Origin of the sequence: Brevibacillus sp. SAFN-007a (assembly GCF_051967035.1) — a bacterium.
GTDB lineage: Bacteria > Bacillota > Bacilli > Brevibacillales > Brevibacillaceae > Brevibacillus.
Window position 1 is genome coordinate 14,561 of sequence record NZ_JBQCKK010000011.1, and the last position, 22,052, is coordinate 36,612.

The 22,052-nt window shown below is 55.1% G+C and carries 27 protein-coding genes; 4 read left to right on the forward strand and 23 right to left on the reverse strand.

Features of this window, described 5'->3' with window-relative positions; genetic code table 11:
- Nucleotides 1-2 precede the first annotated feature (2 nt).
- The 4 genes from tsaB to ACTHO6_RS13100 all read right to left on the reverse strand — a co-directional run bounded on the left by tsaB (nt 3) and on the right by ACTHO6_RS13100 (nt 2,764).
- Nucleotides 3-725, reverse strand: a complete 723-nt coding sequence (tsaB, locus tag ACTHO6_RS13085) for a tRNA (adenosine(37)-N6)-threonylcarbamoyltransferase complex dimerization subunit type 1 TsaB (protein WP_440242013.1) — start codon at nt 723-725, stop codon at nt 3-5.
- A complete protein-coding gene (gene tsaE, locus ACTHO6_RS13090; protein WP_440242014.1) occupies nt 706-1,176 on the reverse strand; it encodes a tRNA (adenosine(37)-N6)-threonylcarbamoyltransferase complex ATPase subunit type 1 TsaE in 471 nt (156 codons plus the stop codon). Before tsaE ends, tsaB begins: the two co-directional genes overlap by 20 nt.
- Before the next feature lie 18 nt (nt 1,177-1,194).
- Nucleotides 1,195-2,217, reverse strand: a complete 1,023-nt coding sequence (gene thiL, locus ACTHO6_RS13095) for a thiamine-phosphate kinase (protein ID WP_440242015.1) — start codon at nt 2,215-2,217, stop codon at nt 1,195-1,197.
- 85 nt (nt 2,218-2,302) lie between these two features.
- A complete protein-coding gene (locus ACTHO6_RS13100) occupies nt 2,303-2,764 on the reverse strand; it encodes a SprT family protein (protein WP_440242016.1) in 462 nt (153 codons plus the stop codon).
- 111 nt (nt 2,765-2,875) lie between these two features.
- Between ACTHO6_RS13100 and ACTHO6_RS13105 the strand changes: the two genes are divergently transcribed.
- Both ACTHO6_RS13105 and cmpA read left to right on the forward strand, forming a co-directional pair.
- On the forward strand, nt 2,876-3,211 hold the full coding sequence (locus ACTHO6_RS13105) for a hydrolase/acyltransferase (protein WP_440242017.1): 336 nt from the start codon (nt 2,876-2,878) through the stop codon (nt 3,209-3,211).
- A 79-nt stretch (nt 3,212-3,290) separates the two neighbouring features.
- The gene (cmpA, locus tag ACTHO6_RS13110) at nt 3,291-3,413 is read left to right on the forward strand and encodes a cortex morphogenetic protein CmpA (RefSeq protein WP_005830216.1); all 123 of its coding nucleotides are present in this window, start codon (nt 3,291-3,293) and stop codon (nt 3,411-3,413) included.
- A gap of 40 nt (nt 3,414-3,453) precedes the next feature.
- On the opposite strand, the gene ACTHO6_RS13115 is transcribed toward cmpA, so the two are convergent.
- The 14 genes from ACTHO6_RS13115 to ACTHO6_RS13180 form a co-directional block, all read right to left on the reverse strand.
- Complete coding sequence (locus ACTHO6_RS13115; RefSeq protein WP_440242019.1) at nt 3,454-5,616, reverse strand: Tex family protein; 2,163 nt, start codon at nt 5,614-5,616, stop codon at nt 3,454-3,456.
- A 181-nt stretch (nt 5,617-5,797) separates the two neighbouring features.
- Nucleotides 5,798-6,622 carry an RNA polymerase sigma factor SigB gene (sigB, locus tag ACTHO6_RS13120; protein WP_440242020.1) on the reverse strand — a complete coding sequence of 275 codons (825 nt, stop codon included), beginning with the start codon at nt 6,620-6,622 and terminating at the stop codon, nt 5,798-5,800.
- On the reverse strand, nt 6,591-7,085 hold the full coding sequence (gene rsbW, locus ACTHO6_RS13125; protein ID WP_440242021.1) for an anti-sigma B factor RsbW: 495 nt from the start codon (nt 7,083-7,085) through the stop codon (nt 6,591-6,593). The genes sigB and rsbW overlap by 32 nt, the downstream gene beginning before the upstream one ends.
- Nucleotides 7,085-7,411 carry an STAS domain-containing protein gene (locus ACTHO6_RS13130; protein WP_440242022.1) on the reverse strand — a complete coding sequence of 109 codons (327 nt, stop codon included), beginning with the start codon at nt 7,409-7,411 and terminating at the stop codon, nt 7,085-7,087. The genes rsbW and ACTHO6_RS13130 overlap by 1 nt, the downstream gene beginning before the upstream one ends.
- Complete coding sequence (locus ACTHO6_RS13135; RefSeq protein WP_440242023.1) at nt 7,344-8,438, reverse strand: PP2C family protein-serine/threonine phosphatase; 1,095 nt, start codon at nt 8,436-8,438, stop codon at nt 7,344-7,346. Before ACTHO6_RS13135 ends, ACTHO6_RS13130 begins: the two co-directional genes overlap by 68 nt.
- Nucleotides 8,432-8,788 (reverse strand): anti-sigma regulatory factor, encoded by a 357-nt coding sequence (locus tag ACTHO6_RS13140; RefSeq protein ID WP_440242126.1) that lies wholly within the window; start codon nt 8,786-8,788, stop codon nt 8,432-8,434. Before ACTHO6_RS13140 ends, ACTHO6_RS13135 begins: the two co-directional genes overlap by 7 nt.
- A 301-nt stretch (nt 8,789-9,089) precedes the next feature.
- Entirely contained in the window at nt 9,090-9,440 is a 351-nt protein-coding gene (locus ACTHO6_RS13145) for a type II toxin-antitoxin system PemK/MazF family toxin (RefSeq protein ID WP_005830205.1), read from the reverse strand.
- A 3-nt stretch (nt 9,441-9,443) separates the two neighbouring features.
- Complete coding sequence (locus ACTHO6_RS13150) at nt 9,444-9,743, reverse strand: CopG family ribbon-helix-helix protein (RefSeq protein ID WP_025845698.1); 300 nt, start codon at nt 9,741-9,743, stop codon at nt 9,444-9,446.
- Between the two features lie 178 nt (nt 9,744-9,921).
- Nucleotides 9,922-11,124 carry an alanine racemase gene (gene alr / locus ACTHO6_RS13155; RefSeq protein WP_440242024.1) on the reverse strand — a complete coding sequence of 401 codons (1,203 nt, stop codon included), beginning with the start codon at nt 11,122-11,124 and terminating at the stop codon, nt 9,922-9,924.
- Between the two features lie 2 nt (nt 11,125-11,126).
- Complete coding sequence (locus ACTHO6_RS13160; protein ID WP_440242025.1) at nt 11,127-11,567, reverse strand: hypothetical protein; 441 nt, start codon at nt 11,565-11,567, stop codon at nt 11,127-11,129.
- Between the two features lie 244 nt (nt 11,568-11,811).
- Entirely contained in the window at nt 11,812-12,939 is a 1,128-nt protein-coding gene (locus ACTHO6_RS13165) for a hypothetical protein (protein WP_440242026.1), read from the reverse strand.
- A gap of 211 nt (nt 12,940-13,150) precedes the next feature.
- The gene (locus ACTHO6_RS13170; RefSeq protein WP_440242027.1) at nt 13,151-14,188 is read right to left on the reverse strand and encodes a DUF4367 domain-containing protein; all 1,038 of its coding nucleotides are present in this window, start codon (nt 14,186-14,188) and stop codon (nt 13,151-13,153) included.
- 241 nt (nt 14,189-14,429) lie between these two features.
- Entirely contained in the window at nt 14,430-14,816 is a 387-nt protein-coding gene (gene acpS, locus ACTHO6_RS13175; protein WP_440242028.1) for a holo-ACP synthase, read from the reverse strand.
- 123 nt (nt 14,817-14,939) lie between these two features.
- A complete protein-coding gene (locus ACTHO6_RS13180; protein ID WP_327991561.1) occupies nt 14,940-15,107 on the reverse strand; it encodes a gamma-type small acid-soluble spore protein in 168 nt (55 codons plus the stop codon).
- A gap of 90 nt (nt 15,108-15,197) precedes the next feature.
- Here ACTHO6_RS13180 and ACTHO6_RS13185 point away from each other — a divergent pair, with 90 nt between their 5' ends.
- Nucleotides 15,198-15,572: a glutaredoxin family protein gene (locus ACTHO6_RS13185; RefSeq protein ID WP_440242029.1), complete on the forward strand. Its 375-nt coding sequence runs from the start codon at nt 15,198-15,200 to the stop codon at nt 15,570-15,572.
- A 21-nt stretch (nt 15,573-15,593) separates the two neighbouring features.
- On the opposite strand, the gene ACTHO6_RS13190 is transcribed toward ACTHO6_RS13185, so the two are convergent.
- The 5 genes from ACTHO6_RS13190 to pstB all read right to left on the reverse strand — a co-directional run bounded on the left by ACTHO6_RS13190 (nt 15,594) and on the right by pstB (nt 19,543).
- Nucleotides 15,594-15,929 carry an ArsR/SmtB family transcription factor gene (locus ACTHO6_RS13190; protein ID WP_440242030.1) on the reverse strand — a complete coding sequence of 112 codons (336 nt, stop codon included), beginning with the start codon at nt 15,927-15,929 and terminating at the stop codon, nt 15,594-15,596.
- A 95-nt stretch (nt 15,930-16,024) separates the two neighbouring features.
- Nucleotides 16,025-17,599 carry a GMC family oxidoreductase gene (locus tag ACTHO6_RS13195; protein WP_440242130.1) on the reverse strand — a complete coding sequence of 525 codons (1,575 nt, stop codon included), beginning with the start codon at nt 17,597-17,599 and terminating at the stop codon, nt 16,025-16,027.
- 49 nt (nt 17,600-17,648) lie between these two features.
- The gene (locus ACTHO6_RS13200; RefSeq protein ID WP_440242032.1) at nt 17,649-18,248 is read right to left on the reverse strand and encodes a gluconate 2-dehydrogenase subunit 3 family protein; all 600 of its coding nucleotides are present in this window, start codon (nt 18,246-18,248) and stop codon (nt 17,649-17,651) included.
- 6 nt (nt 18,249-18,254) lie between these two features.
- Nucleotides 18,255-18,647, reverse strand: coding sequence for a hypothetical protein (locus ACTHO6_RS13205; protein ID WP_440242033.1), 393 nt, complete (start codon nt 18,645-18,647; stop codon nt 18,255-18,257).
- 143 nt (nt 18,648-18,790) lie between these two features.
- Complete coding sequence (gene pstB / locus ACTHO6_RS13210; RefSeq protein WP_440242034.1) at nt 18,791-19,543, reverse strand: phosphate ABC transporter ATP-binding protein PstB; 753 nt, start codon at nt 19,541-19,543, stop codon at nt 18,791-18,793.
- Between the two features lie 210 nt (nt 19,544-19,753).
- On the opposite strand from pstB, the gene ACTHO6_RS13215 reads away from it, so the two are divergent.
- Entirely contained in the window at nt 19,754-21,781 is a 2,028-nt protein-coding gene (locus tag ACTHO6_RS13215; protein WP_440242035.1) for a methyl-accepting chemotaxis protein, read from the forward strand.
- Nucleotides 21,782-22,052 lie beyond the last annotated feature (271 nt).

Sequence of the window (22,052 nt, forward strand, 5' to 3'; positions counted from 1 at the left end):
TTCTACTCCTTTACGGTCCCCGCCTGCTTTTGGGCAAGCCACTTCGCTTCTGCTTCCGCCAGCTGCAAATATTCGGGGACAAGCTCGTGCGCACTGCCTCCGTCCTGCAGTCGGCGCAACGCCGCAAATCCGATATGGGCCGCGCGCGGGTGGTTGGCAGCAGGAGAGGCAAACCGGGCCTGCTCCCCCAGTTCCTGCTCAATCGCCTTCCGATGAATTCGCACATCTTCGCCCAAAAACAAAACAGGCTCTCCCTGCGCCAAGTCCCTGAGCTGCGGCAGCCACTCCTGCAGCAACACGATTTTGTCCTTCTCCTGCGCTTCTACCGATTCCAGACCGTTGGTGCGGTAGCAGCCCGCGTACACCTGTCCCCGGCGAGCGTCAAACAACGGCACGATCAGCCCGGGAAAGCCCAAGGCATTCATGGCGACAACCTCCAGGCTGGACACGCCGATGACCGGCACGTTCAGCGACCAGGCCATGCTTTTTGCCGTAGCCACTCCGATGCGCACTCCCGTATAGGAGCCTGGTCCATTCGCTACCCCAAAGCCGCTCAGTTGCTCGGGAGAAGTTCCGGTCGCATCCAAAAGCTCGCTGATGCAGTCCATCAGCCTCACCGAATGGTTTTTCTGCTGGTTCGTCGTCATTTCGGCGAGAACGCGCTCCTCCTCCACAACCGCAACGCTCAACACCAGATTGGATGTATCAATCGCCAGTACGCGCATCAAAATCAAACTCCTCGCACAATTTCACGTAACGCTCTCCCTGGGGACAAAGCTCGATGCTCCGCGCTTCCTCGCCTGCCGCGCGCAGGAAGACCGTCAGCCGATCGGTTGGCAAGTACTCCGCAAGCAACGAGGCCCACTCGACTACACAAACCCCTTCTCCGAAAAAGTAATCGTCCAGGCCGAGGGAATCGGGATCGTCGCCCACCCGGTAGACGTCCATATGATAAAGCGGCAAACGCCCCTGATATTCTTTTATGATCGTAAACGTCGGACTGTTCACCACCTGGCGAACGCCAAGTCCGCGCGCCAGTCCTTGGGTAAACGTCGTTTTTCCGGCTCCCAGGTCGCCTTCCAGCGCCAGGAAGTCGCCCGGCGCCAGACTTTTCGCCAGCTGCTCCGCAAAGCGCTGCGTTTCCTCTGGGCCCGCAAGCTTCCAAGTATAGCCCATTTTTCATCCACTCCTCGCTTACTCCCGCTGCCTGAAATGATTGTAGCCTGCCTTGGGCAGATCGGTGCGGCTGTCGCCCGAGCGCAGGGACAGCTTCGGCCGGGCGGGCTTGCCTTCCTCCACCTCGCCAATGACGGTCAGCAAAATGCCTGCCGCCGCGAACCGCGCACGCACCGCCTCCACCTGGCTTTTTTCCAGCGTGCCTACCAGCTGATAGTCCTCTCCGCCGTAAAACGCCCACTTCAACGGGTCCTGCCCGCTCAGAAGCGCATAGGCGCGAACATCCTCCCTGACAGGAATCTTGTCCGCATCGACGCACATGCTGACGGCGCTTGCCTCGGCGATCTCCCACAGCTCGGAAGCCAAGCCGTCGCTCACGTCATTCAGCGCTCCGCAGGCTCCGGATTCCAGAAGCAGCCTGCCCGCCTCCACCTGCGCGCGGGGGCGCTGATGGGCTTCTATCAGTTTCGCCCAGCGACCCGACGGCTCAACCGTTGCCGGGTCACCGTGCAAGAGCACATGCAAGCCGGCGGCAGAGCTGCCTACATGGCCGGTCACAAAAACGACCTGCCCCGGCTGCGCCTGCGAGCGGCGAATCGCGCGCCCTTTTTCCACTTCGCCCAGCACCGTGACAGACAAGTGCAGCGCATCCGGCGCAGAAACCGTATCACCGCCGACCACCCTCACGTTGTACGCTTCACACGCAGCGTAGATGCCATCGTAGATACCCTGGCATTCCTCCGGCGTCCAGTGCGGCGCCACGGCGATGCTGACCAGCGCATAGCGGGCATAGCCGCCCATCGCCGCGACGTCGCTCACATTGCTCGTCACCGCCTTGTAGCCGATGTCGCTTGGGCTCATGGTTTCTTTTAAAAAATGAACCGTCTCTACCATCGCGTCGCAGCAGGCCACGACTTCCATCTCTGGCGCAGGAGAAAAAACGGCGGCATCGTCCCCGATCCCGACAGTCAAGCCGTCTCCTTCCTGTCCGTCCGAACGGCTCGTCCATTGCCGGATCAGGGAAAATTCATCATGTGCCACCGCAAACGCTCCTTTTTTGCATAGTGAGTCCATTATACCTCTGCTGTCAAAAGGCGTGCAAGAAAGCCGCCCGTAAGCCAGCTCGCTACCTTTTCAACTCTCGCAGCCGCAATCTCCCCCGGCAGCGTCCGCAGCGATAGCGCGAAGGGTCCATTTTGCGCTTGCGTCTATACGTCATCCCGCACGCCTGGCACATCAGCTCATAGCGATCAGGCAGCACCTTGCGTCCACCCCCGACCTGCTGGCAATACCGGCTTCCCCCCACTTGGGCAAGCAGCCTGCGAAAATCCTGATCGGCATGGCGGTAGCCTTTTTGCTCCAGATGCAGGTGATAATGACACAGCTCGTGCTTGATGATCGCCACCAGCTCCGCCTCGCCGTGCTCCTCCAGATGCTTGGGATTCAATTCAATATCGTGAGAGCGCAGCAAATATCGCCCGCCTGTCGTGCGCAATCTGCTGTTGAAGCGAGCCCGATGGCGAAATGGCTTGGCGAAAAATTGACGGGATATTTGCTCCACCAGCTTTTGCAATTCCGTATCGGTCATAGCCTGATCAAACGCTCCTCTCTACTGTTCACGATAGCAGTTCCTGTTGAAAAGTGCCAGATAGATAGGCTACACTGGGTGGAAGAAAAGCAGATTGGTTTGGAGGAGCTTATGCGCTATTTGATTTTGCAGGAAAAAGTCGGGCTGAAGTTCGTTGCCCTGCCACAAACGCATATGTACCAGCTTGTTGCCCTGTTCAAGCGACTGCACAAGGAAATCGACAAGCTGACAATCGCCGATCGGCCTGAGCTGCCGACCGTGCTGGCGGAATGCGCTGACCTGGAGCTTTTGGGAGGCGAGCTTGCTATCGTCGATGGACTCGATTACGTCAGCAGTCTGGAAGAACGCTTCGCTGCCCTGCCTGAGAGTCAGTACCCGTTGATCTCGTTGTTGACCGAAATTCGTGCCCTGCAAGCCCAACTGGAATTTTTGCGTGACGATGAATAAGTTTTTTGGAAAATAAGTACCTCCTGGCCGCCTTCGTGCATACATTGCCAATAGGCGAATCATTCCAGGAGGTACCTACATGCCCCAATGGATGCGTAAGCAGTTGCAGCGTGCCTTCAGCGGGAAGGACGTTCGACAAATTCGTTTGCTGAACAGTTGCTGGTTCTTATATTGGGAAAAACATGGCGGCCGTCCCGAGTAGCAGGAGGGCCGCCTTTTTATGTGCGTTTGCCGTTATGTCCCTACGCCTCGCCCGGCGCAATCATGGTCAGCCCCACGCGCTGGCGTTTTTCGTCGATCTCAGCCACCCACACGTCCACGATGTCCCCTACCGCGACGACATCGAGCGGATGCTTGACGAAGCCTTTTTTCAGGCGGGAGATGTGCACGAGACCGTCATTTTTCAAGCCGATATCCACAAACGCGCCGAAGTCGACCACGTTGCGGACGGTACCCTGCAGTTTCATTCCGACGCCCAGGTCAGAAAGCTGGAGCACGTCACTGCGCAACAGCGGCTTCGGCAGCTCATCGCGCGGGTCGCGTCCGGGACGCAGGAGGCTTTCCACGATGTCCGTCAGCGTCGGCACGCCGATCCCGAGCCTTTCTGCCGTCTGTTCGAGATTCAGCGATTGCAGGCGTTCCTTGCAGCGTTCGCTGCCGATCTCCTGCGGCGCAATCTCGATCATCGCCAGCAGCTTGTGCGTAGCCGGGTACGACTCCGGGTGAATCGGTGTCTTGTCCAACGGATCGGTTCCCCCGACGATGCGCAAAAATCCGATACACTGCTCGTACGTCTTGGCTCCCAGCCGCGGTACCTCCTTCAACTGGGCGCGCGATGTGAACATGCCGATTTCTTCACGCTTTTTCACAATGTTGCCCGCCACCTGCTTGCTGATGCCCGACACGTATTGCAACAGCGAAGGGGAAGCGGTGTTGACATCGACCCCGACGTGGTTAACCGCCGATTCGACGACAAACTGCAAGCTGTCTGCCAATCTCGCTTGGGACACATCGTGCTGGTACTGGCCTACGCCAACCGATTTCGGGTCGATTTTGACCAGTTCAGCCAGCGGGTCCTGCAAACGACGGGCGATGGAAACAGCGCTTCGCTCCGCCACATCAAGGTCTGGAAACTCTTCTTTGGCCAGTGCGGAAGCCGAATATACCGACGCCCCTGCCTCGTTGACAATCGTGTACACGACCGGGCGCTTTCCTTCTTTCAGGAGGTTGGCAATGAACTGCTCGGTCTCCCGGGAAGCGGTACCGTTGCCGATTGCGATGACGCCGACGTCATACGTCTCGATGAGCTGCCGGACTTTTGCCGCAGCCTCGGCCACCTTGTTCGCCGGAGGGGTCGGATAGACGACCGCCACCTCCAGCAATTTGCCCGTCTCATCCACGACTGCCAGCTTGCAGCCTGTCCGAAATGCCGGGTCGACTCCCAGAACCACTTTACCTTTGACGGGGGGCTGCAACAGCAGGTTGCGCAAGTTTTCCGCAAAAATGTGAATGGCCCGCTCTTCCGCCGCCTCCGTTAGCTCCGCCCGCACCTCCCGCTCAATCGACGGGGCGATCAGGCGCTTGTACGCGTCCTCGATCGTCTGCTCCAGCAGAGGGCGAACGACGGTGTCGCGGGGAATGAGCCGCCGCTGCATCCAGGCCAAAATTTCCGCCATCGGCGCTTCTACCGTCACCTTCAAAATACCTTCGCTCTCTCCGCGGTTAATGGCGAGCACACGGTGCGGAACGACTTTTTTCAACGGCTCGCTGTATGCGTAATACATTTGATAGACGTTTTTCTCGTCGGCTTCTTCCGCCTTTTGCTCGGTCAAAAGCAGCCCTTTTTGCACGGTGCGCTGGCGAATCCACTGACGAATGTCCGGGTCGTCGGAAAAATGCTCGGCAACGATGTCCATGGCCCCTTGCAAGGCTTGCGCGATCGTATCCACGCCTTTTTCCGCGTCTACGTATTTTTGTGCTTCCTGCTCGGGATCGCCTGTCTTGGGCAGGCTCAGCAAGTAGGCGGCAAGCGGCTCCAGCCCTTTTTCCTTGGCCATTGTCGCGCGCGTGCGGCGTTTTTGCCGGTACGGCCTGTAGAGGTCTTCCACTTCTTGCAGCTTCGTCGCCCGCTCAATCGCGGCCTGCAGTTCTTCCGTCAGCTTGCCCTGCTCCTCGATGAGCCGGATCACTTCTTCTTTTCGTACGGACAAGTTGCGCAAATACCGCACGCGTTCCTCGATCGCCCGTATTTGCGTTTCGTCCAGCTGCCCGGTCATCTCCTTGCGATAGCGGGCTATGAACGGAACGGTATTGCCTTCATCCAACAAGGCAATCGTGCGTTCCACCTGATGAGGTTTGACGCCCGTATCCTGGGCGATTGTCTGGATCATCAATGTAAGCTCCATACATTCCTCCTGCGCTCGTACTTCGCCGTTTATTGTACCATATTTGCTAGCAGCGTCTGGAAACAGATACGGAAACGGGGCTGTGCCAGCGATTGGCGAAGCGGATCGGAAGCTTCCTGCATACAAAAAAAGAGGCATCTCTGCCCCTCTCCTTCAAGTTCTCCCGTTATGTAGCTGTTTTCTATGTAGCTGTTTTCGCTGATTTTGCTGCTTTCGCTGTTTTCGTCGTTTCCAGCTGTTCTAACCGCAGGGCCTCTCTCAGCTTGCCCAGCGCCCTGCGCTGCAAGCGGGAAATGTGCATCTGGGACATGCCCATAATGTCTCCGGCCTGCTTCTGGCTCAAATTTTGATAAAAGGTTAAATGAATGATTTCTTTTTCACGCTTGTCCAGAACGTGCAGCGCCCGATCAAGCATCAGATTTTGTTCAACTTGTCCGTAGCCCGCTTCTTGCTGGCCGACGAGGTCCAGCAGCGTGATCGTATTGCCTTCGTTGTCTGCTTCCAGCTCGCTGTCCATGGAGAGGGAATGGTAGCTCCGCCCCATCTCCAGTGTTTCCAACACGGCTTCTTCGGTCACGCCCAGGCAGCTTGCGATATCGGAAATTTGCGGGGAACGCTGCAGTTTGGCCGTCAACTCGTCCACGACGCGCTTGATCTTCGGACTGAGCTCCTTCACGCGGCGCGGGACGTGTACGCTCCATGTCTTGTCCCGGATATATCGCTTGATTTCTCCGACAATGGTCGGGATCGCAAAGCTTTCAAATGTGCGGTCAAAAGAAGGATCGAACCGGCGCAACGAGGCCAGCAAGCCGATCATGCCGACTTGCACGAGGTCTTCGTACATGACTTGTCCGCGCACAAACTTTTTGGCCAGCGTCTCTACCAGAGGGGTGTAGGCTGTCACCAGTTGCTCCTGCAGACTTTCGTCCCGCGTCTGCCTGTACAGGTCAATGAGTTGCCGGAGTTCCTCCGGACTATACTTCCGTTTCCGAGATTGTCCTGTCATCGCCAGCCACCTCATCCCGCCGAACATACTTGGTCATGGAGACCGCCACTCCCGATTCGGAGCGGATCACCACTTCATCCATGAGCGTGTGGATCAGATAAAGCCCGAGACCTCCCTCATCCAGATCCTCCAGTTCTCTTCCTGCAAAGATCGGTGTCAGTTGTTCCGGGATTAGCTCGCTCGCCAGTCCCACGCCTTGATCGCTTACCTCGATGCACAGACGGTCTGAAAAAACCTGACATTCAATGTGGATAAAGCCACGCTCGCCTGTTTCCTTGTACGCGTGTTTGACTGCATTCGTGCAAGCTTCCCCTACCGCCAGCTTGATGTCCTCAATCTCCTCATAGGAAAAGCCCATGCGATTCGCGATCCCGGACACAGTAAGCCGCGCCACGCCCAAATATTCCGTCTGATTGGGCAGGGTCAAACGAATCACGTCAGCTTGCGGTTTTTGTTGAGCCATTACTCGCTCTCTCCTTTGCGGATGGCAATATGTTCGTATAAGCCCGTGATGCGGAACAGCCTCTCCACGCGTGCAGACAATTTTTGGACCTCAAACGCGCATTCCCTTTGCTTGCATGCTTTCATGACCGCGATGAATATTCCGATTCCCGTGCTGTCCATGTACTCGACAGCTTCCAAATCAACCAAAAGGCGGCTCGTGCCTGGCTCATTCGCGAGGGACATGAGCGTCTCCTTCACCTTTGGTCCGGTATGCGCGTCAATATCGCCTCCAAGGACCACCCGATGCTCCGTGTCCTGGCTGGTGATTTTCAAGAACAAATCCATCGCTATCTCCCTCCCTTGCGTTGCTTCCCGTTCTTCGAAGCACAATCATGGTGTAGTCATCCAGCAGTTCAAATTGGGAGAGCGTAAGCAGCCTGTTGTACAGGGCGTTCGCCATTTTTTGAGCATGAACACCCACTTCGGCTTGCATATGGCGTACAAGCTCATCCCTTTGCAGATCATATCGGCTACTTTTGCCCTCTGTGACACCATCGGTCAGAAGAATCAGAACATCTCCTGGTTCCAGATGAACTTCCTGCACCTCGTATTCGCTGTTCGGGCTTAGTCCCAGCACGGAGCCCTGGCCTTCCAAATCGGAAAATTTCCCTTCCGAAGCCCGGTACAAAAAGCCTGGCTCGTGTCCGGCCACTGCGTAGCGAAAGCAATGACGGCGTGTATCGTAAGACCCGTAGAGCATGGTCACAAACATGCTGGGGTCGATATTGCGCCCGACAACCCGGTTGAGATGGCGGAGCATTTCGTCAGGACCAAGCGGCATCTCCCGCAAGCTGTCTATCGCATATTTGAGCATGGACATGCACATGGCTGCGGAAATCCCCTTGCCGGTAATATCCGCGACAGCCAGGCAAAACCGCTCGGCATCCTGACGAATAAAATCGTAGTAGTCCCCGGACATTTGCTTGGCTGCTATGCTGACAAGACCGATCTCCAGTCCCGGATAATCGGGCAGTTGACTGGGCAAAAGCGTCTGCTGCATCGCCTGCGCCACAGTCAGCTCCGCTTCCATCTGTTGATGCCTGCTTCGCCAGCTATGGACGGAGCGGTGCTCATTGCCGTATTCAATCATCACCTCGGTCAGGACCGAAAAGGAGGCACGCACGAACTCCGGCACCTCCCCCAGCTTTTCCAACGCCCGCCCGTGCATGTCTGTCAATTCCTCCGGCGAAACATTGCGCGCGAGCAGCCATTTGCCCATCTGCTGGGCGACGTACAGCTGATCCTCGCCCGGGCCGTTCAGGTAATCCCGAAGAAGCTGTACATACTCTTCTTCCAGGCTTCGGGTTACCATTTTTCTACCTCCTCCTCCATCGGGCTCTTCCACTTCACCACGACAACGCGCGTCCCCATGCCAAGCGAGCTGTGGATTTCAAACTCATCCATCATGCGCCTGACTCCAGGCAGCCCGGCTCCAAGCGCGCCGGAAGTCGAATAGCCGTCTTCCAAAGCCTTGCGGATGTCCGGGATTCCCGGCCCCGCGTCTATCGCTGTCAACTGCAAGCCGATCACTCCGTTTTGTTCGATCGGCGCTATGGTAATCGTCCCGCTGCCTGCGTACAAATAAATGTTGCGAGCCAGTTCCGAGATGGAAGTAGCGATCCGGGACTGCATGATTGTACCGAAGCCGAGCTGTCTCGACATATTTCGTCCCACTTGCCGCGCTGTCACAATGTCTGCCTCTCGTTCTATCTTGATTGTCTCAGGACTACAGCTCTGCCACAATCAAAAAACCCCTTCCGCCCTCACTGAATAGGTAGAAATCATGAAAGGAATGCGAGCGAAATTTTTCTCTACCTCGGAAGTAATAGCAAATCGTGTCACTTTTTGTCTACGATTCTCACCCAACACATTCGCTACACACACGGCAATTCCCTGCCCCCATAGCAAAAAAACCACTTGCTTCACCCAAGTGGCTTTTCCTCTCCCAGCGATTGATTCAGTTTTAAAAATCAATGAGGCCCAAACTGATTTGCAAAGACTCATTGACCCGATCCATCATCTCGTCGTCGAGATGGGTAATCTTATCAGTCAGCCTCTGTTTGTCAATGGTTCGTATTTGTTCCAACAAAATGACGGAGTCACGATCAAATCCGTATGTTTTTGCGTCAATTTCCACATGCGTAGGCAGTTTTGCCTTCTGAATTTGGGCCGTTATGGCTGCGACGATGACCGTCGGACTAAATCGATTTCCAATGTCGTTCTGAATGACTAAAACAGGCCGCACGCCTCCTTGCTCAGAGCCAACGACCGGTGACAGGTCCGCGAAAAATACATCGCCACGTTTGACAATCACTGGTCACACCCCGCTAACTAAGCGGACAAGAGTATGGTCAGCCTCTTCTTCAGCGCCAAAAGCCTCCGATGCCATTTTCAGATTAATCTTCGCCATCTCCATATACCCTTTTTGCATGGTCTCCCGGATCGTGCGTTTTTTACGCTCCTTCAAATACAAATGCATCGCCTGGCGAATAAACTCGCTGCGATTGGATTTCTCCTTTTGAATGACGCCATCCACTTCTTGTAGCAAGTGTTGTGGCAAGCTGATCATGATGCGCTTTGTGTTTGACTTCGACAAGACAAATCCACCTCCAACCATGACCGTAACTTCCATCTACCGTGTCCGTTCTGGCAAGAACAGCCGATAGGAACAATACCATTATGTCGAAACCATTGCAAAAATATACCTATCCGTATGCTTTTCAGGCAAAAAAGACTGCCTTTGCGCTTAACTAGTATTCGCGCTCCAAAAGAAAATTCCTGCTGTTTTTTGTCTGTTAGTTATTCACATTTTTTCCTGGCGCACGTGTCATCGCCAGTGGATGAAACACTTCGGCCACTTCCTTGTTGCGAACGTAAACGCGCGGAATCCGGTAATTGAGCATGCAGGGAAGCTCGTAGTTGATCGTTCCAAGCAAAGCCGCAACCTCATCCAGCGAGATCTCCTCGTCTCCCTGTTTGCCGTACAGAACGATCTCCTCATCCACCTGCCCCGCTCCCGGCTCCAATCTGACCATGACCTGGTCCATGCAGACTCGCCCGACAATTGGATAGCGGGAACCATTGTACAACACTTCTCCCCGATTGGACAAGAGGCGGGAATATCCGTCCGCGTACCCGATGGGCAGGGTCGCGATCCGTTCGCCTGGCTCCGCGGTGTACGTAGCGCCATAGCTGACCGTGAACGGCTCCACGGCGGTCTTTACATGCGCGATTTTTGTTTTCAGGGAAAGGGCGGGAACAAGAGGGACATCCGCGCGCTCTTTCATGTACGGCGAAGGATACAATCCGTATAAACCTATGCCTAAACGGATCGTATCATACCCCCAATCGGGGAAAGCGATCGCTGCCGCCGTATTGCAGCAGTGAACTTTCGGGAGTGTTTTCCCTTGCGCGCGCAGCGCCTGCAAAAAGGATTGAAACGTCTCGTGTTGTCGTCGCACATGGGGCGTATCCGGTTCATCCGCGCAGGCAAAGTGCGTGAAAATGCCTGTCCATTCCAGCTTCGCGCTGTTTTCAAGCGCTCCGACCACTTCCAGCAAATCGTCTGTTGTCCGGACTCCCAGACGTCCCATGCCCGTGTCGATTTTGACATGCACACCGACCGGACGCAGCTCCGCCTGCTCCAGCCGTCGATTCGCCGAATCGATCCATTCCGGGCTGTACGCCGTCAGTTCGACATTCAGCCTGCTGGCTGTCTCGACCGAGTCGGCCGGGGTGTACCCAAGCACCAGGATCGGCGCGTCAATCCCTGCGGTACGCAGGATGACCGCTTCGTCGAGCATTGCCACTGCCAACGAGTCGGCGCCGCTCGCCAGTGCCTCTCTTGCGACCTGCACAGCGCCATGACCGTAGCCGTCTGCCTTGACGACAGCCATAATGCCTGTGCTTTTTGGCAAATGGCCGCGGAACGTCTCGACATTGGCACGGATGGCGTCCAAATCAACCTCAACCCAAGTGTCACGACAAAACGGTTTCATCTCTATCTCCTCTTGTTTCCTTTATGGTAATAAAACAAGCGCTCATTCAAATGGCTGAGAAACTGTCTGGAAACCATCAACGATTCTTTTTTGCCCCCCAGGCGGTAGAAATGGCGGCCTTCGTAAATTTGCTCCACTTCCGACAGCGGGTAGCTGGTCTCTTTTCCAGAGAGGCTGACGATCAGGTGCGTTTTCGTCAGCTTGTACACAGGACGCATGGTCGCCTTGTACAGAAACGGCGCCAGACCGACGACCGCAATCGCAATCGCAAAGGCAAGCACTTTGAAGGTCGTGTCATTGCTGGGAAACAGCTGGGCGAGAATCATCATGCCCAAAACGAAAGCAACCGTCTCCGCAATGCGCATACTCCAGTTTTTTCGCAGCAGTATGTCCTTGTAGGTCGACTCTTCCTGGTACAAAACATCGGTAGACGTTTTTTTCATCTTACGGCATGCCACCTCATTACGGTATAAGTTACCTTGAATGTATCGTGTTTTCCTGGTGCGTGTCAATTCATGGATTGTCCTTTTTCCTCCTGCCAGCGCGTGCTTGCAGGCAAATCGGCCGACTGCGCGCGATCCCGGAGCGTTATTTTGCGTGACAAAAGACATCTCGCCGGGCGCGGCGAAGCCGGAGACGCAAAAAGTCAGGCGAGATGGGCTCCCGCCTGACTTGTTTGCAGCGCTGTTATTGCTCGCTCGCTTTGTCCTGCTCTTCTTTTTTCAGATCTTGTTTGTGGATGGCGATTTTCTGAAAGCTGCCTTCCACTATTTTTTGCACCATGGACGCCAGCTTCTCGCTGCGTTGGTCCGCTTGCTCCTGCGTCAGCTTGCCTGCTTCGACCGCTTCTTTCAGCTTGGCCTCCTGCTCTTTGACCAGCAGGGCTACGACGTCATCCACAGACACGCCTTGCGCTTCCGCTACCGCTGCCAGTGTCTTGCCTGCTTTCAGTTCTTCTTGCAGCTTGGCTGCGTCGAGCTTCAGCAACGACAGCAGTTCTTCGTTTTTGTCGAAGCCGAAGCCAAACCCGAAGCCTTTGCCTGGTCCTTTGCCCGGATGCGTGTTTTGCACCCTTTCTTTTACGCGCTCCGCTGCGTTTTCATTCAGCTTGTCGGCCTGCTCCTGCGTCAGCTTGCCTGCTTCGACCGCTTCTTTCAGCTTGGCTTCCTGCTGTTTGACCAGCAGCGCCACGACGTCATCTACAGACACGCCTTGCGCTTCCGCTACCGCTGCCAGCGTTTTGCCTGCTTTCAGTTCTTCTTGCAGTTTGGCTGCGTCGAGCTTCAACAGGGACAGCAGTTCTTCGTTTTTGCCGAAGCCGAAGCCAAATCCGAAGCCTTTGCCTGGTCCTTTGCCCGGATGCGTGTTTTGCACCATGTCTTTTACGCGCTTCGCTGCGTTTTCATTCAGCTTGTCGGCCTGCTCCTGCGTCAGCTTTCCTGCTTCGACCGCTTCTTTCAGCTTCGCTTCCTGCTGTTTGACCAGCAGCGCCACAACGTCATCTACAGACACGCCTTGCGCTTCCGCTACCGCGGCCAGCGTTTTGCCTGCTTTCAGTTCTTCTTGCAGTTTGGCCGCGTCGAGCTTCAACAGATACAGCAGTTCTGTATTTTGGTTGAAAGACAGACCTTTTGCGAATCCGCCGTGGTGACCCGGCTTGCCGAAAGCGAACTTCACCTCTGCCGATTTGTTCCCCGGCTGAGCTTGCGCCTGTGTCTGCGCTGTATCTGCTGCAAAGGCGCTGCCCAAGCTCCCGATACTGAGAACCGCTGCCATCGTGCCCAAAAGCATGCCCAGTTTTGCTTTGCTAAACATATTTGCTCCACCCTTTCCTTTGCTGTAGGTATGTACCGCTTCTCTGGTACAAGTCCAAGTGTACGGAAGCTTTTTTAGATTCCTGTTTGAGAAAAATGGAAAACTTGCGGGAAAGTCAAGGAAGATTGGTAAGAACAAAAAGCACTGGATATCAAAATCAACTAAAAAAGAGGACGGTTACGACCCGTCCCCTCTCCCGTATTTTCTTTCCTTATTTCCCGCCGAGACCATATGTCGACTGGGCGACGCTCACCATTTCTTCTTCTGGCAAATCACCGGCGATCGTAAACTCTACGCCATCCAGCTCCCACGTCAGAAGCCGTGTATTTTCGCCCGTTTGCGCCAGCACCCCGACTGTGAATCCAAGGTTGACAGGCATGCCTTGTTCATACGAGACGGACGCCTCGGTCGGACGGGCTTCGATCAGCTTGTAGTTATACGCTCCCTTGTAATTGAGGATGACCGTTCTCACCCCGTCCCGCGTGACAGGCTCGATATCGCCCTGTTCGACTCCTTCCGGCACATAGGTTGGAACGATGACGCCAAACTGGCTGTTCGGCTGCTCGGCAACCTTTCCATTCGCCCCTGCCATGGTGGGAACCGCCGTCAGCGCGCTGGTCGTCATGTTGCGATCCTTGTCAAAGGCATCCTTGTCAAACGTCGGGTTGAACGTAAACTCGTTGAAATCGATTTTTACCAGCGGCTTCATGCTCGAATCCATAATCTCCGCATGCGTAGGCTTGAAGTCTTCTGTCAGCCAGATTTTTTGCTTGGTCAACGAGCGATTGCCGGTGTAATTGGCTTTCACTTCGAATACGTACTGCTTTTCCTCCAGCTTCATCTGACGCTCCGTGTCGTCGATAATGCTCTTCGCCAGCGTCTCGTACAAATACAGGGGACCGTTGTTTTCCGGCCAACCGCTCTGGAAGCGGAAGCTCTTGTTCAGATGCGGAGTCAGTACAAAGACTCCCTCGTTGTTGCGCAAAATGATCTGCGTAATCCCGCGCTGTTTGGAAGTGAGAGCTACCCGATAGTTGCTAGGCTTCTCATACCAGACCTGAACGTCGTACTCCATGGGAGTAGAGCCCGTCTGCATGGTCAAAGTCGCCTGAGACTTGTACCCGCTCATTTTTCCCAGCGTCCCGTTCAGGTCACTCACCACGTCTTCCGGTGTTTTCTGACCGAAGCAACCGCCAAGCAGCAACGTAAAGACCAACAATAACGCCAGTGGTAAAGCTGCCCTCTTCATTCAATAAACTCCTCCTTGTCAACATTTTCGACAAAGAAGGGCACCCCTGTCTATTTCCTGGGAAATCTGTCAGTCTTTCGCCTCTTGCCGCGCTCATCGTGTCAAAATCCTGTACTGGGTACAAAGGACGCGATATCGCTTGATCGGCTGAAGACTTACCCTTCCTGTTAAGAGCAGGTAGTCCCTCCTGATCTACGCGATATAAATGTATGTCCATCCTCGTCCCAATATGCAGACAAGATTATAACTCTTCCACAATCACTTGTGCCATGGCATGTGTCTGGCTGTGGGAAATGCTGACGTGTACGCGAACACGCTGCGGGTCCAGACCGAGTCTGGTGAAGACGTGGCTGTTTACCCGCATCATCGGCCTGCCTGTCTCGCTCGGGGTAATTTCCATATCCAAAAAACCGAGCGCACGGCCGATGCCTGTCCCAAGCGCTTTTGCTCCGGCCTCCTTCGCCGCGAACCTGCCCGCCACGATTTCCGCTTGTCGCGATTTCGTTTTTCCAGCCAGCAGTTTCTGCTCTGCTTCGGTTAAAAAGCGGCCGATCGTCTTATCCTGACGCTGCATCAGGGCGGCGATCCGCTCGATTTCCACCATATCCACGCCTATGCCTATAATCATGGGCCAGCGCCCTCCCAGCTTGTAGATTCTGCTGTCACAGTACCATCCTCCTCTACCTTTTGGCAAGCTGGGCGTACAAGCGAAAAACCCCCGCAAAATAGCGGGGGTTGTTGTCCATAGCTACTACTCAGTAGCTTGACCTGCTTGTTGGCCGGATTTTTGAGCGGATTGTTGGTTTTGACGACGAACTTCCGCTACGTTTGTTTCACTCGCGAATTCAGTCGCAGTGTTTTGCGCCTGAGCTGCTTGGTTTGCTTTGTTCATTGCGTCTTGCTTGTTTTGTTTAGGCATCGTTCCATTCACCTCCTCGACGTCACTGAATATAATTTGTACCGCCCCCCTCGCTCATATCCATCCTCATTTTTCCAGATCGCTCCACAAATGCCGCTGTGGCTGCCTTATTTCCGTCTGGGCCTGGGCATCCTATACGTGCCTGACTACGCAGGAAATCCAGGAGCGAACCGCGAAGTAGGTGGTTCGACTACATTTGAGAGGAGCATCCATATGGCTCATACCGTGATTGTCTATACCCAAACCACATGCGGTCCTTGTCAGGAAGAAAAAATGTGGCTCACATCCCATAACATCGCGTTTGAAGACAGAGACATCCGCAAAAACGATGCGTATTTCCAGGAAGCAATCAACCTCGGCGCCAGCATGACACCTGTTACTTTTATTGAAAAGGAAAATGGAGAACAGATCGTCATTCACGGCTTCGACAAGGAAGAATTAAAAAAAGCGTTGGATCTTTCATGATCCAACGCTTCCTAAGAGCGATCAGCCGAAGGAAGGTTCACTTGCGGCTGATTTTTGTTTGAGAATCGGTGACATATCCGGCAAGTTCGACAAAATTTGCTTGACAGCAGGAGAGCATTCTGTATTAACGGAGTAAAATACCCATGGTCCCTTGCGACGCTCTTTGACCAAACCATGTGTCTTTAGCTTAGCTAAGTGCTGGGAAACAGAGGGTTGGGAAGTTTGCAGAATCTCCACGAGATCACGGACACATAACGATTGTACTTGCAAAAGAGCCATGATCGTCAAGCGCGTCTTGTCACCAAGCAGCTTGTAAACCTCGGACAAAAACAGTACCTGCATCAAATCCGTTTCCATACGAACCCACCTTTGCCTTGCATATCTGTTTCCCAGTATACTATATGGCTTATAAGATGGGGAAGATAGGAACGTAAAAGTTCCTTGAACACTTCTTACACATCGCGTTGCCGCATCGCTTCGACCAGCTTGTCCGCCGTGCGCGCAGCCAGCGCCATGACCGTATGGGTCGGGTTGCTGCCGCTCGAAGTCACGAACGTGGACGCGCCTGCTATGAAAAGATTGGGAATGTCGTGCGACTGGCCGAATTCATTCACGACGGACTGCGCAGGGTCGTTGCCCATCCGGCAGCCGCCCATCAAATGCGCGGTATCGGAGACGACGTGCTCCGGCTTTCCGCCCATCGCTTCCATAATCCGGTTCATTTGCCCGATCGCATGCCGATACAGCTTGCGATCGTTTTCCTGATAGCTGAAGGTAACCGTGGGCACCGGCATTCCGTACTCGTCTTTTTCCCCGCTGAGCGTCACGGCATTGCCAGGGTGAGGAAGCACTTCCCCTACGAGCGTAATGCGCGCATACATATTGTAGTCGAGCATCGTTTCCCGCAGTTGTTTTCCCCATAAAAAGGTCTGGTCCTCCCGCTCCGCCGCGATGGCCCCCGCCATGGCGACAGGTCGTGCCCCGTGGGCGCTCAGGGTGTACCCTCTGGCAAAGCCGCGTTCCCGGTCTGTCTCATAAAAATGCTGGGTCAGGGCAAGCACAGGCGTTCCTTTGTACAGACGCACTTCTTCCGGAAGCAGGCCGTAGACGTCATGGCTGGAATGCGGCATGATCGCCTTGCCTACCCAGCCGCTGGAGTTAGCCAGCCCGTCGGGAAAGCGCGAGGTCGCGGAATTGAACAGCAGCCTGGGCGTCTCCACGACAAAACCGGCGAGAATGACGACCCGCGCCATTTGCCGATGCATCAGCCCGTTGTGCGAGAACAACACGCCGCTGACCCGGTCGCCCGCCATGAGAATTTCCGTGACCATACAATCTGACAGCACCTCGGCCCCTTCTGCAATGGCCTTCGGAATATGGTGGATCAGGCCGCTGTATTTGGCGTTGGGCATGCATCCCTGGTTGCAAAAGCCGCGGTTGATACAGGGCGGACGCCCCTCGAACGGAGCGGACAAAATGGCCAGCGGAGCGACCACACTCTCGATCCCGAGCTTGTCGCAGCCTTCCCGGAACAACTGCGCATTCGCGCTGATCGGCTCGCGGACCGGGTACGGATACGGTCCCTGAAACGGCCCCCAGGGAAAATGGCTCGGGCCGGAAACGGCAATGTCCCGCTCGATCTTGTCGTAATACGGGGCCAAATCGCGGTACGTAATCGGCCAGTCTTCCCCGACGCCGTCTATCGTTTTCGTCATGAAATCGCTCTCGTGAAACCGCAAAAACACCCCGGTAAAATGCACCGTTCCTCCGCCGACTCCCCGGCCGGAGTTGTTGTGCCCGAGGCGCAGAGGATCGTTTCCCGCTACCAGCCTCGTCTCCTGCCAGGCCAGACGCTGCATCGCCAGCTCGTCGCTGGCAAAGTCCCGCTGCGGGTCCCAAAAAGGCCCTGCCTCCAGTACGACGACGCGCAAGCCCGCTTTTGCCAGCTCATACGCCAGCACGCCGCCTGCCGCCCCTGCTCCGACGATACATACATCGGCTCCATCGGCGTATTTCCTGTTTTCCATCTGCCGTGTACCGCGTTCCCGGCTATCGCCTGCGCGCTGCTCCTGCTCTTTATTCGCCATCTGCCCTCGCCTCCCATGGGTCCGTCAATCCTTTTTCGACACGCACATAACCGCGGGGATAAGCAGGCCCGCCGTAGCCGATATCTGACCAGACGAGCGGATGCGAGTAATACGCCTGCACCGTGTCATGCAGCAGTTTCTTGAAAAAATCGACGGGAGCGACCTGGCTCCATGCCTCCGTATCCTTGACGTTGCCCGCGGAAATCCGCCGCAGCACTTCCTGCTGTTCTGCGGCAGAAAGCGCCCCGAACTCCGTCCCGTACGCGGCGTGGCTCTCCGCTTCCACCCCTGCCAGCCCCAGTCGGTACAGCTCTTTTTTCGGGGGAACCCCGACCTTGCGCTGAGACTCTCCCACCGTACTCGCCAGCGAGTCATCCAGGTGCGCGACGACAAAAGTCAGCACTTCCAGCCGATGGTCGTCGACGAGGACGCTCACGACGGCCTGCAACAGCAAAGCTTCCGCCTGCTGCAAATACCGATGGGCCACCTGCGGCATTTTTCTGGCCCCGACAACTTGTCTCGTGTGGACATCCCAGTTTTGATGCTGTTCCCACACGTCGTAGGAAGGATAACGTCTATATTTGGCCATCTGTTTTCACCCCCAGAAAAGGGCCAGAAGCCCCAAAGCGGCGATAGCGGTCATGAGCAGAGGCAAAATCACGGGTGGGCCGACGAGGAAATTTTGCGATTGCGAAAAACCCCCTACCCGCTGTTTGACTCCGGCAGCATGCAAGTATGCCCCGTACACGCCGCCGCCCATCCCGACGACCATCATCACAGCAAATACCCACCGCAGCCACCCCGCATTTACAAACGATAAAACAACAGCCGTCACCGCAAAAACAGGCAGCTCAATGACAGGCACCCACATGGCCCAATGCCGAAAGTTTTGCCTGGAATGAAAAAGGGTGACCTGCACGGCAATCAAGACAAACGCCAGTCCCGTAAACAAAATGAGCACACGCTCTATCGGCCAGCCCTGCCACATGGAAACATCCTCCTTTTTCTGTACGTTGCGCCTATTTTTCCCCTGGCGTCTGCTCTCCTATTCCAGCAAAAAGAAAAAGCCTGCTGATTCGTTGCATCAGCAAGCTTTTGTTACGGTATCTACTTTTTTGGCAAATACGCTTGTTAGCCGAAACGGCCCGTAATGTAGTCTTCCGTCCGTTTATCGCGGGGATTTTGGAAAATCGTTGGCGTCTGGTCAAACTCGACAAGCTCTCCGTTGAGGAAAAACGCGGTTTTGTCGGAGATGCGTGCCGCCTGCTGCATGTTGTGCGTGACGATGACAATCGTATACGATTCTTTCAACTCTTCCAGAAGCTCCTCGATTTTGGCCGTCGAGATCGGGTCCAGGGCAGATGTCGGCTCATCCATCAAAATTACCTGCGGTTGAACCGCCAGCGCCCGGGCGATACAGAGCCGTTGCTGCTGCCCGCCGGACAGGCCGGTTGCCGGCTTTTTCAACACGTCCTTGACCTCGTCCCACAATGCTGCTGCCTTGAGGCTTGTCTCCACGATCTCGTCGAGCTTGTGGCGATCCGTCAGGCCGTGGAGTTTCGGGCCGTAGGCCACATTGTCGTAGATGCTTTTCGGGAACGGATTCGGGTGTTGAAACACCATTCCGATATTTTTGCGCAAGCGCTCGACTTCCACACCGGGACTGTAAATGTCTTCCCCAAACACTTTGACCTCACCGGTAATTTTGGTGTTGGGCACCGAGTCGTTCATCCGGTTCAGCGTTCGCAAAAACGTCGACTTCCCACAACCGGACGGTCCGATCAGCGCGGTAATGGAATTCGGCTCGACATCGAGATTTATATGGAAGAGGGCTTGTTTGTTCCCGTAGAAAAGATTTAACTCTCTCACCGAAATAACACTCATGCTTCCTTCGCTCCTTCGCGGCTGTCGCATCTGCTTTCCCGACTACTGTAGCACGACAATGTTATGGTTTGGTGTGGGGATTATTAAGTTTCCTTAAAGTTTTAACGCCAGGTAAAGTTATGGTAAATGTTTCTTGCAAACCATGTACGCTCCCCATGGCAGCCCCTACAATAAAGCTGAACGTTTTGTCGAATAAGGAGAGAGCCTGTCATGCCGAGAAAACTACGAACAAGAGGTACCACGTCGTTTCCGTACCGTTCGATCTTCACCCGATTGTTTTTCGGGATTTTGACCATGGTAGTCAGCATGATGGCTATCGCTGCCTTTTTTATCAGTTATCAATCCGAGAGCATGCTCAACGAAAAAACAAAGCAGCAGCTCCACGACGCATCCGATGCCGCCTTGCAGGAAGTCAACAGCCGGGTACAGTCCATCATCACCGCCCTGTCCTCCTATGCTTCCACCTATAAAAACAGCAAAGTCACGAACAGCCAAAGCTTCGGCATCTTTACCGACATGGTAAACAACAATCCAACCATTTCCGAAATCCAGGTCGTGACAGCAGACGGGCGCTATTTGACCTTTCCCGGCTCACCGCTGGACAGCTCCTACGATCCGCGAACAGCCGACTGGTACAAAGGCGCCTGGGACAAGCCAAACGCATTCGTCTCCGACGTCTTTCAGTTTTCCGCCACGGAGTTTCCCAAGATCGCGGTCTCCATGGCTTTGCGCAACGAGGAGGAGGAGCCTGTCGGCGTCGTCGTCGCCTTCGTCTCCGTGCCAAAGCTCAGTGAGTCGATCGGGCAAATCAAGCTGGGGCAAACCGGATACGCCATGATTGTCGACCGGCAGGGAAAGCTGCTCGCTCACCCGGATAAAGCCTACGCCTTGCAGCGGCCCCTCCTGACCGAGCTGCCTGTCGTCGCCCATGTCATTGCGGGCCATTCCGGCTTTGAATCGTTTCCGATCAACGGCGTGGACGCCTTTGCCGCCTATAAATTCGACCCGGCGCTCCAATGGGGCATGATCGTCGTGCAGTCCGTATCCGAGGTCAAGCAGGAGGTGCGCCGCCTGCAATGGACGATACTCGCAGTCTCCCTCGTCGGATTAGGCTCGTTGGCATTGCTGCTCTACTTGTACGTCCGCAAGATTATCAAGCCCGTCAAAGAGGTGCAGCAAAAAATGACGGCGTTCAGCGAAGGCGACCTGTTTCAGACGATGCACGTCCAGACCAACGACGAAATCCGTCAGCTCGCCGACAGCTTCAATCGGATGAGCGGGCAAATCCGCACCATCATCGGCAAAATCCAGCACGTCATCGCCGATGTCAAACAGGTGGCCACGCATGTGGGCCAAGGCTCGCGCCACTCTCACGCCATGCAGACAGAGGTCGTCTCCGTCACCGAGCGGCTGGCGCAGGAAATGGACAAGCAGCAGGTGCAAATCGACGACATTCACGCCACGATGGCGGGCATCACGGAAGAAATGTCACGGATTGCGCAATCCATGGAAACGGCGGTTCAGCAAAACGCAAAGTCGCGCGAGCAGAGCGCCAAAGCCGCCACCTCCATCGACTTGCTGAAAGAGAACATGCAAAAAATCTCGGCAGACATGAAAGCCTCCCTCCAGGCGATGGGCTCGATGCGCGAGAGCATGGACGATATCCGCGAAATTCTCGAGTGGATCTCCTCCATCTCCCAGCGCACGAAGCTGCTGTCCTTCAACGCCCGCATCGAAGCATCACGAGCCGGTCAGGCCGGGCTCGGCTTCGGAATCGTCGCAGACGAAATTCGCCTTCTGTCCGAGCAGACAGAAGAAGCGACAGCCCGTATTCAGCAGGTCATCGCTTCAGGAGAAAATCGGATGGAGCACGTAGCGGCCTGTCTGGAAACGACGGATCATGCCACCGTCAACGGCATTCAGACGCTGCATCAGGCAACGGATAGTTTCCAGCAAACCTTTGCCATCAGCGAGACGCTCACCGCGCAGTTTGAAACGATCAGACAGCTGGCCGAATCCATCGCGAGCCAAAGCCAGATCATCTCCCGGCGCGTGGACAGCCTGGCGGAATCCGCCCAGGAAGTCGTCTCGGGCACACAGCAAGCGGTCGCGGCCAACCAGGAAAGCCTCTCCCTCTCGGAGCAGTTCCTGCACGATTCCGAGCGTCTCACGGGCATCGTGGAAGATTTGGAGCAGGAAATCCGCTTTTTCCGGGCAGTAGAAAAGCCTTCTGCGTAGAAGGTACAGATTGTTGAGTAATCTCATGCACTATGGACACCAGTTCCTGTTCCTTCATGTTGCGTAATCCACGCAAACAGAAATAAGATACCGATAGAGCTGTTTAGCATCTATGAAGCTTCGTTCAATATTTTTTACACAGTTTCTTGCTAGCCTGTGAACACTCCGTTTGCAGCAGACAAAACAAATGGGAAGAAATCGCGAGTCTGCCCGCTTTCATCGCAAAGTCTATGCCATTCGTTTTTCTCTTTTTTGCCCCAACGAAAAACGT